Source organism: uncultured Lactobacillus sp., assembly GCF_947367085.1.
Taxonomy (GTDB): domain Bacteria; phylum Bacillota; class Bacilli; order Lactobacillales; family Lactobacillaceae; genus Lactobacillus.
Map to the genome: position 1 here is coordinate 1 of NZ_CANBCP010000070.1, position 8,068 is coordinate 8,068.

Consider the following 8,068-nt stretch of genomic DNA (forward strand, 5'->3'; position numbering starts at 1 on the left):
TTTGCAGACTGTAAATAGCATTACAAAGCAAAAAATTGCCAATGCATTCAATGTTCCGCTAACTTTTCTAGATTCTGGTAATCAAGGTAATGCAAAAAGTTCGGAAAGTATTATGACACAATTTGTTCAAATGACCCTGATTCCCATTGTTAAACAATATGAATCTGAATTTAATAGAAAATTACTTACACCCGCTCAACGCTCTAGAGGTTACTACTTCAAATTCAATTTAAATGGATTGATGCGAGGGGACACTCAATCACGAACGGCTTTTTATCAAATGATGATTAGAAACGGTTTAGCAACTCCAAATGAATTGAGAAAATTAGAAGATTTACCCGAAGTTAAAGAAAAAAATGCTAATGAGTTGTGGTTCTCTAAGGATCTTGCATTACTTGCGCAAGCTGACAAAGTTAATGATCCTAAAATTTCGAACTCTATGAGAGGAGGTGAAAATCCTAGTGACGACGTTAAAAACGATCAAAGCGAAGATGCCCAGTTATCTGACAATCAAACAAGAAGCTCCGACAAGCAAAGTAGCAAACATGTATATTGATGGAGAAATCGTAACTGATGAATTTGAAGATTCAGATACATCTGCTGCCGGTTTTAGAGATGCCCTTAAATCATTAGGGGATGTAAAAGAGATCAATTTGCATATTAATTCTCCAGGTGGAAGCGTATTTGAGGGTATAGCAATCTATAATATGCTCAAACAAAATAAAGCAAAAGTAAATATTTATATTGATGCATTAGCAGCATCAATTGCAAGCGTCATCGCAATGAGTGGTGACGCTATTTTTATGCCCTCAAACAGTATGATGATGATTCACAATCCATATACCATTGCTGTTGGAAATGCGAACGAATTGCGCAAAGCAGCCGATGATTTAGATCAGATTACTAAGGCCAGCATTGCTTCTTATTTAGCAAAAGCTGGTGACAAGTTAGATAAGGACACACTTAAAGAGCTAATGGATAACGAAACATGGCTTACAGCCGATGAGGCAGTCAGTTATGGTCTAGCTGATGAGGTATTAGAACCTAATCAAGCAGTAGCATCATTAGATAATCCATTCGCAAAGAAGTTTAAGCATTTGCCAAAACAACTTTTAGATCAGAAATTACCTAATTCAGAAGAAAAGACATCTTCGGAAAAATTGAAAGAACTTGAAGAAATTAAGAAGAGAGCGTTGCAGTCGAGCAGCGCTCTTTTTATTGAACTTTTAAATATTAAGGAGAATTTTTAATGAATATTTATGAACTGAGACAAGAAACATACAATGCTGGTCAAGCATTAAAGGATATTGAAGATGCATTAGCTAAAGCTGCTACCAATCCAGATCCAAAGGCTCTTGAAGATATTAAGGCTTTGAATCAAAAGAAAGATGGCGCAGCTTTACGTTACAACACTTTAAAGGAACGCTATGACAAAGCTAAGGAAGCTCAATCCGATGAAATTAAGAACAAACTTGCAGAAGCAAAAGATAAGCAAGTAGAGATGCCAGTAGATCCAAAGCAACGTTTAATTAAAGCAGAAGCCGCATGGATTCGTAAGACTGTCCGTCCTGACAATGCTGAATTCCAAGAAAAGTGGAATGCGGTTAAGCAAGAATTAAAAGACGACACTTCTTCTAACGGTGCAAAATTACTTCCAGTAAATGTATCTAACCAATTAGTTTCTGAACCATTTGCAACTAATCCTTTACGTGATATGGAAACCGTATCAACCATTACTAATTTGATTTTGCCACGTATTTCTTATGAAATTGCTGACGACTCATTTGTAAACGATGGTGAAGTTGCTAAAGAAATGGATTTAAAGGGCGATCAAATCACTTTTGAACGTCATATGTTAAAGGTTCGTGCAGGAATTTCTGACACCGTTTTACTTGGCTCCGATGCAGGTTTAGTACAATACGTAAACAATGCTTTATCATCTGCTTTGCAATTAAAAGAACGTTCTATGACTCTTGGTACCTCAAATCCAGCAGGTTTAGAACACATGAGTTTCTATGATACTACTACTGTTAAGATTAAATCCGTATCAGGCAAAGACTTATTCCATGCTATTCGCAAAGCCATTGCTGATTTAGATGATGCATTCCAAGATAATGCACAAGTTTTAATGACCAGAAGTGATTACTACGAGATGCTTGATGGCTTAGCTAATAATTCAGCTACTCTTTACCAAGCACAACCAGAATCAGTTTTAGGTGTCCCAGTTAAGTTCACTTCTGCTGCAACTACTCCTGTTGTTGGTGACTTTAGCTTTGCACAATTGAATTACGAAATTAACAGTTCTTTATACGAACAATATAAGGATTACGAAAAGGGTATGAACTACTTCCAATTGACTGCATGGTTTGACCACCAAATCAAGTTGGCTAGTGCATTCCGCCTTGCTAAGGTTGAAGCGGGAAAATAGATACCCCGTCAGGTAACAAAAAAGACGGCTCAAATCCGTCTACACCTGATAAAGGCGGGGATACCCAACCTGCAGTAAATGATCCATCAACTTCTAGTTCAAAGGATAAACAAGTAAATCCAACTGATTCTAAGAAGCCAGATGAAGAGACTGAGCCTAAATATACTAAAGAAGAACTTGAGACAAAATCAATTGATTCCTTAAAAAATATTTTTGCCCAAATGTATCAAACTAAAATGGGGCATGATGGTCAGATAAGCAAAGAATATCTGTTGACCGCATTTGATACTAAGGATGAAATTATTGAAGGAATACTTAGTGGTAAAGGCATTACACAACGAATAGCTCTGAAAGATAGAACGGTAGCCAACTTGAAACAGGACTTAGATACTATGCAGATTAGCTATCCATCTAATGCTACTAAACAACAATTGTTAGATATCATTAATGAAAAACATCTAGGTGATTAAGAATGTCGATAAAATCCTTATTAACTAGTGTTGAACCAGAAGATTTACAAAATGTTAAAAACTTCTGCAAAGTTGATAGTGATTTGGAAGATCCAGTTATTAAAGGTTTAATTTTATCTGCTCGAAAAGACATTATTGGACAGGTTGGATCTAGAATTGATGATTTTTTCGACGATAATCCTAATTTTGAGTATGCTGTATGGCTTAAAACTTATCACAGCTATAACAACCGTGATACGAGCTCAAATGCTATGACGTTTGAAATACAGGATACTTATAATTCAACAATTAACGCTATGAAGGATGATTATCGTTACAAAACTTATTTAATGGATAAGGGAGATGAACAGTAGTGACTAAACATACTAGCATCAACATTGCACGTATGAGATATCGAATTGAATTCGGACGATATGTAGAAACCGACAAAATCAATCCTAATACGGGAGAATCTATTAACTCATTCTCACCACTTTTAACAGTTTGGGCCGGTAAATGGTCATTAAGTCAATCTCAACAACTAACACTTGTCGGTGCTGGTATTAAAGACGCTGTTGTTTTCTTTATTCGCCATAATCCAAATATTGAAAGCGATATGACAATGCGTTTGGGAGACAACGAGTACACGATTGACAGTATTAACTATGATGACGGTCTGACCGCAAACGCATTTGATTTAATTACATGTCACAGAAAGGTAGTAGATCATGGCTAGTGAAATAAAAAATGAAGCTAAATTTGATCAAGTCATTGATAAATTAGCAAAAGGATTTAATAAAGCAGACAGAGTTGTCGTTAATCAGGCAGGGATGTCTGCTTTTATGCCTATTTTAAAGGCAAAAGTTGATACTCATCGTACTAGCGGTCAATACGGTGTAGGCTATCCTGACCACATGGCAGATACGTTAGTAGAAAACGTAAAGCATGATGGATCTATCGAAACTGGATTTTCAAAAGAAGGCAAAAAAGCCTATATAGCTCGCTTTATTAATGATGGTTGGGAATCCTATAACCAACATGGAGGTCCTTATCGTCACATTGCCGGTGAACATTATTGGGAAAAATCCCAAGAAGAAGCCGACGATGCAATTAAACAAGCTATGATTAAGACCGCAAGAGAAGTAATGAGAAAGAAGATGGGATTATGACACCCACCGCTCAAGTAGTTTCATTACTTAAACAAAATACAAGCAAACTTGAGGGACTAAAGAAAGAACATATCCACGCTTATATGATTTCTCCTCAAGATAAAACTAAAACAGATGCAATATTAGTTGTATCTGAAGCGCCTGGAGGACGTCATGGTTATGGAAATGGAGTACCCATTTTTGAAAGACGCCGTCTCCAGTTGGATTTTTATTATCCACCAAATTATGAACAAGACATGGAAGCCATCGAACAAAAAGTTCGGGCTTTTTTGTTTGCCCATAGTTTCCGTTGTTATGCGAATGCAGGACATGTAATGACGCCTGACAACAAAAACATAACAAACACACTGAAATTTAATTACACGATTCAAATGTAAAGGAGATTTTAAATGCCTGCAATCGGTTTAGACACAATTTTCACCGGCTTAAAAGCTGCAGATGGTTCAGTACTCACTGGAGATAAAGGATTATCTGAATCCGGTGTTTATGAAATCGACACTAACAAAGCTAACTTTAACTTAGGTTCTAAAACAGCCAACATTACTAACTTATCTGGTACCACTACTAAAATTGCTGGTAACAACGAAGTAGTTGATGTTTCTAAAGGACCTGCCTCACCACAAGTAGCAATTGATTCAAACATGATTAACCCTAAGATTCTTAATAAGTTATTAGGACGTGTAGAAATTGCTGGTGGCGGATGGACTGAAGGAAATGAAAATACCGAATCCGGTTTGATTATTGTAACTAGAGAACCTATTGCCCAAACCAAGCTTTACTACTGCTTTGGTCGAGGCACAATGGCTCAAGCTTCACAAAACATTCAAACTAATACGGATACTGCCCAAACTCGGGAAGATGATAACTTAACGTTCACTGCTTTGGGTTACAAACAATTCAATAACGGAAAACCTTTCGCAATTTTTTGGGAAAAACAAGAAGGTTTTGATGAAAAAGCTGTATTCGATACGGTTTTCCCTGGTCAAACTTTTATTAAAGATAGCTCAAAAAAAGTATAACCCCAGATAGTCAAGCTGGGGATACTCCACATACAGAACCAGCAGCAAAGCCTGGTTCAAATTCTTCTGATTCCGAAGCTTCTTCTGCCAAAGATAATTCTGAATCAACAAAGCCAGCACCAGCTGGTAATTAGTTAACAAAGCGGACAGAGACGAGAAATGTGAGACGAATTTTAAAAGGGAGAAAGAATAAATATGGCTATTAAAGTTACATTTAATGCTCAAAAAGTTTTGGGCCAAGATTTCACAATTATTGATACTATGTCAAATGTTCAAAAGGCTGCAAAAGGATATGAAAAATTGCTTGATGCAATTGATGAATTAGAACAAAAAAATGCAAAAAAGAGCGAGATTACTCCTCTCTATGAATATGGAAATCTAATTAATGAATATACCGTAAAGAATGTGGCTTCCTTACTGGGATTAAACAAAGCTCAAACAAAAAAGCTTGAAAATATGAGTAGATCAGAAATTGCCGAATTTTATGCGGAAGTGGTTGAAAAGTTTTGCCAAATGACTGTTCCTTCAGTTAAGGCCATGAATGACTACAGACAAGCACTTATTCAAGCAAATCTAAATCCAGCAAATGATGAAACAAGTGAAGATGAAGGCACAAAAGACCCAAAATAAATCGGCGTGAAATATCCTGGCAACTGAAAAACCTAGTAGAAGATATCGATTTTATGGCTCAACAGATGCTAAACGAAAAAGGTATTTTACCGGACGACTTTTACCAACAATCTTTCTCCAACTGGATTTCAGCACAAAACGCTAAATCAAATGAAGACCGTGAGGTTAACCCACTAGAATTAGCAAGACAATTAGGCGCCGATTTTTAATTTAAAGGAAGGAGAAAGAAATATATGCCTGTTATTGATGGATATACCTTTGTAATGGACTTGCAAGACCGAGGAGTAATGCGAGGACTGAAAGGCATGAAGGACGCCATGCGCATTTTAAAAACAGAGATGCGCGCAGGATTCTCCGAATTTAAAGCAGGTGAGGGTACTTTATCAGCTTACAACTATAAAGTTACTCAATCTGCTAACATCATTAAGGAATATGAACGCAATATTGGTGAATTAAGTAGCCGATTAGAAAATTACAAGACTCATCTCAACAATCTGCAGCAAAGTGAGTCTGAAGCAAAAAAGCATTTAGATGATCTAAAAAATTCTACTACTGCCACTAAAAAAGAAATTAGTGAAGCTGCTAGAGATTACGCCCAAGCTCAAAGAGCAACAAAACAATTTACTGCTGAAACTGAAAAACAGAAAACAACTTTAGATAAGACCAAAGCTTCCTTAGCAAGTATGCGTGAACAGCAAGAAAAAGCTATTCAAATGCTGGCTAAGATGAAAACTGGTCTTTTTGATTATCGTAAACAGACTGAAGCTGTTCAAAAAGCTAACAGAGCTTATATTGATAGTCTTAGACAGAGCGGTAGTTACTTTAAAGCTAATCGATCTGAAATCAAAGGACTAAAAGTTGAGCAGCAAAGCTTATCCAGTCAGTATAAAGCAGAAAAACAAGTTTTAGCTCAATTAGAATCTCAACAAGCTAAGCTAATTAGACAATACGATGTTGAAAAGTCAAAATTAGCGACTGCGAAAACCAACATTGCATATCGTACCAATGAATTACAAAAAGCAACGCTTGCTTCCGGCAAAAATAGTGAACAAGCTCAAAAAGCTAAAGCAGCTTTAGAAAAAGAAACTGAAGCTTATGAAAAACAAAAAAGAGTATTAAGTGGATTCCCAGAAAAACTATCTAGTGTATCCAAAGAATACTCAGAACAGGCTGTCAAAGCGAATACTGCAGCTAATCGTTTGGGCGTTTTAAACCAAAAGTTAGGTACTACTAAATTTGGCACATTCAAAGCGCAAATTCATGGCTTTAACAGTGCTATCGGCCAAATGAATCAGAAATTTAAAGAGTCCACTTCTCATACAAGAGAGTGGGCTTCTTCTTTAAAATCTAGTTTTTTGGCTGTAAGTGCTGGAGTTGGGGTTATGGGAGCTGGAGTTGGTAAAGCTGTTAGCATGGCTGCTAACTTACAGCAATCTTGGATCACTACTAAAAACATTCTGAATACTGGTGCTTCTAGCGCCAAAGAAGCTGCAAGTGAAGTTAAAAAAGTTGGAATCATGCAAAGAGATGCTGCCTCCTATTCTAAGCAATATGGAGTATCTCAAAAAGAAATTGCCGATCAATATACCGAACTTGTAAAACGTGGTTATGATGCCAATGCATCTATTGGTTCTATGAAATCTATGCTTGAAGCCGCTAGAGCTTCTGGCGATGATTACGCTGATGTTGTACAAAACACCGCATCAGTTCTGGATGCTTTTAATTTACGACAAAATAAAACTTCAAAACAAGTCATTGAAAGTTCGCAACGTGTAACCAACGCAATGGCATATTCAGCAGATATGACAGCTACCGACTTTAAGAACATGGGTGAAGCAATGAAGTTTGCTTCCGTTGGTGCTGCACAAGCCGGACAATCAGTTGAAGTTACTACTGCTGCCATTGGTGAATTAAGTAACGCTGGTCTTGAAGGCTCTTTAGCTGGTACTGGATTCAGAAAGATGATGACTAGTTTAGTTAAGCCGACTAAGGGTGCAGCTGACGCCTTAGCTAGTGTTCACTTGCAACTCAAAGACTTTAAGACACAATCTGGCGCTCTTAAACAGTTACCAGAAATCATGTCAATCATCAACAAACATGTTGATCACTTAGGACGTGCTGAAAAGGGTGCATTCTTTAAGGCTGTATTTGGTGCAACCGGTATGAATGCAGCCATGATTCTTTCTCAAACATCTAAAGATTTCGCTGATTTAGTTGAAAAAGAAAAGAAAGCTGAAAAGGATAACTATGTTCATAATCTAGCCAAAAAGAACATGGCTTCAACCAAAATGCAATTGAAGCAACTAGAAATGGCAGGACAAGATCTTCGTCAACGGTGTAGCCCGGCATACGGATTTTCCTGTCAAGGCGGGA

The 8,068-nt window shown here is 37.0% G+C and carries 12 protein-coding genes; all 12 read left to right on the forward strand.

Annotation, left to right across the window (positions count from 1 at the left end; genetic code table 11):
* The coding region (locus Q0Y70_RS08880) for a phage portal protein (protein ID WP_297819992.1) at positions 1–556 on the forward strand (556 nt) is incomplete at its 5' end.
* Complete coding sequence (locus tag Q0Y70_RS08885; protein ID WP_297820025.1) at positions 492–1,250, forward strand: head maturation protease, ClpP-related; 759 nt, start codon at positions 492–494, stop codon at positions 1,248–1,250. The genes Q0Y70_RS08880 and Q0Y70_RS08885, both read left to right, overlap by 65 nt.
* A complete protein-coding gene (locus tag Q0Y70_RS08890; RefSeq protein WP_297819995.1) occupies positions 1,250–2,428 on the forward strand; it encodes a phage major capsid protein in 1,179 nt (392 codons plus the stop codon). Before Q0Y70_RS08885 ends, Q0Y70_RS08890 begins: the two co-directional genes overlap by 1 nt.
* A 221-nt stretch (positions 2,429–2,649) precedes the next feature.
* Positions 2,650–2,898: a hypothetical protein gene (locus tag Q0Y70_RS08895; protein ID WP_297819998.1), complete on the forward strand. Its 249-nt coding sequence runs from the start codon at positions 2,650–2,652 to the stop codon at positions 2,896–2,898.
* Positions 2,899–2,900: 2 nt separating this feature from the next.
* Positions 2,901–3,251, forward strand: coding sequence for a head-tail connector protein (locus tag Q0Y70_RS08900; RefSeq protein WP_297820001.1), 351 nt, complete (start codon positions 2,901–2,903; stop codon positions 3,249–3,251).
* On the forward strand, positions 3,251–3,613 hold the full coding sequence (locus Q0Y70_RS08905; protein WP_297820004.1) for a phage head closure protein: 363 nt from the start codon (positions 3,251–3,253) through the stop codon (positions 3,611–3,613). Before Q0Y70_RS08900 ends, Q0Y70_RS08905 begins: the two co-directional genes overlap by 1 nt.
* Entirely contained in the window at positions 3,606–4,046 is a 441-nt protein-coding gene (locus Q0Y70_RS08910; protein WP_297820007.1) for a hypothetical protein, read from the forward strand. Before Q0Y70_RS08905 ends, Q0Y70_RS08910 begins: the two co-directional genes overlap by 8 nt.
* The gene (locus Q0Y70_RS08915) at positions 4,043–4,423 is read left to right on the forward strand and encodes a hypothetical protein (RefSeq protein ID WP_297820010.1); all 381 of its coding nucleotides are present in this window, start codon (positions 4,043–4,045) and stop codon (positions 4,421–4,423) included. The genes Q0Y70_RS08910 and Q0Y70_RS08915 overlap by 4 nt, the downstream gene beginning before the upstream one ends.
* A 12-nt stretch (positions 4,424–4,435) precedes the next feature.
* Complete coding sequence (locus Q0Y70_RS08920) at positions 4,436–5,065, forward strand: phage tail protein (protein WP_297820013.1); 630 nt, start codon at positions 4,436–4,438, stop codon at positions 5,063–5,065.
* Between the two features lie 195 nt (positions 5,066–5,260).
* Positions 5,261–5,695, forward strand: coding sequence for a hypothetical protein (locus Q0Y70_RS08925; RefSeq protein WP_297820016.1), 435 nt, complete (start codon positions 5,261–5,263; stop codon positions 5,693–5,695).
* A gap of 53 nt (positions 5,696–5,748) precedes the next feature.
* Entirely contained in the window at positions 5,749–5,904 is a 156-nt protein-coding gene (locus Q0Y70_RS08930; protein ID WP_297820019.1) for a hypothetical protein, read from the forward strand.
* A 24-nt stretch (positions 5,905–5,928) separates the two neighbouring features.
* Positions 5,929–8,068 (forward strand): phage tail tape measure protein (locus tag Q0Y70_RS08935; RefSeq protein WP_297820022.1); only part of this gene is annotated, 2,140 nt, incomplete at its 3' end.

Bases quoted from the DNA above. Each gene is read 5' to 3' on its own strand.
- Q0Y70_RS08895 (WP_297819998.1), top strand. From the start codon at position 2,650: ATGTATCAAACTAAAATGGGGCATGATGGTCAGATAAGCAAAGAATAT.
- Q0Y70_RS08885 (WP_297820025.1), top strand. From the start codon at position 492: ATGCCCAGTTATCTGACAATCAAACAAGAAGCTCCGACAAGCAAAGTA.
- Q0Y70_RS08925 (WP_297820016.1), top strand. From the start codon at position 5,261: ATGGCTATTAAAGTTACATTTAATGCTCAAAAAGTTTTGGGCCAAGAT.
- Q0Y70_RS08915 (WP_297820010.1), top strand. From the start codon at position 4,043: ATGACACCCACCGCTCAAGTAGTTTCATTACTTAAACAAAATACAAGC.
- Q0Y70_RS08890 (WP_297819995.1), top strand. From the start codon at position 1,250: ATGAATATTTATGAACTGAGACAAGAAACATACAATGCTGGTCAAGCA.
- Q0Y70_RS08910 (WP_297820007.1), top strand. From the start codon at position 3,606: ATGGCTAGTGAAATAAAAAATGAAGCTAAATTTGATCAAGTCATTGAT.
- Q0Y70_RS08920 (WP_297820013.1), top strand. From the start codon at position 4,436: ATGCCTGCAATCGGTTTAGACACAATTTTCACCGGCTTAAAAGCTGCA.
- Q0Y70_RS08900 (WP_297820001.1), top strand. From the start codon at position 2,901: ATGTCGATAAAATCCTTATTAACTAGTGTTGAACCAGAAGATTTACAA.
- Q0Y70_RS08930 (WP_297820019.1), top strand. From the start codon at position 5,749: ATGGCTCAACAGATGCTAAACGAAAAAGGTATTTTACCGGACGACTTT.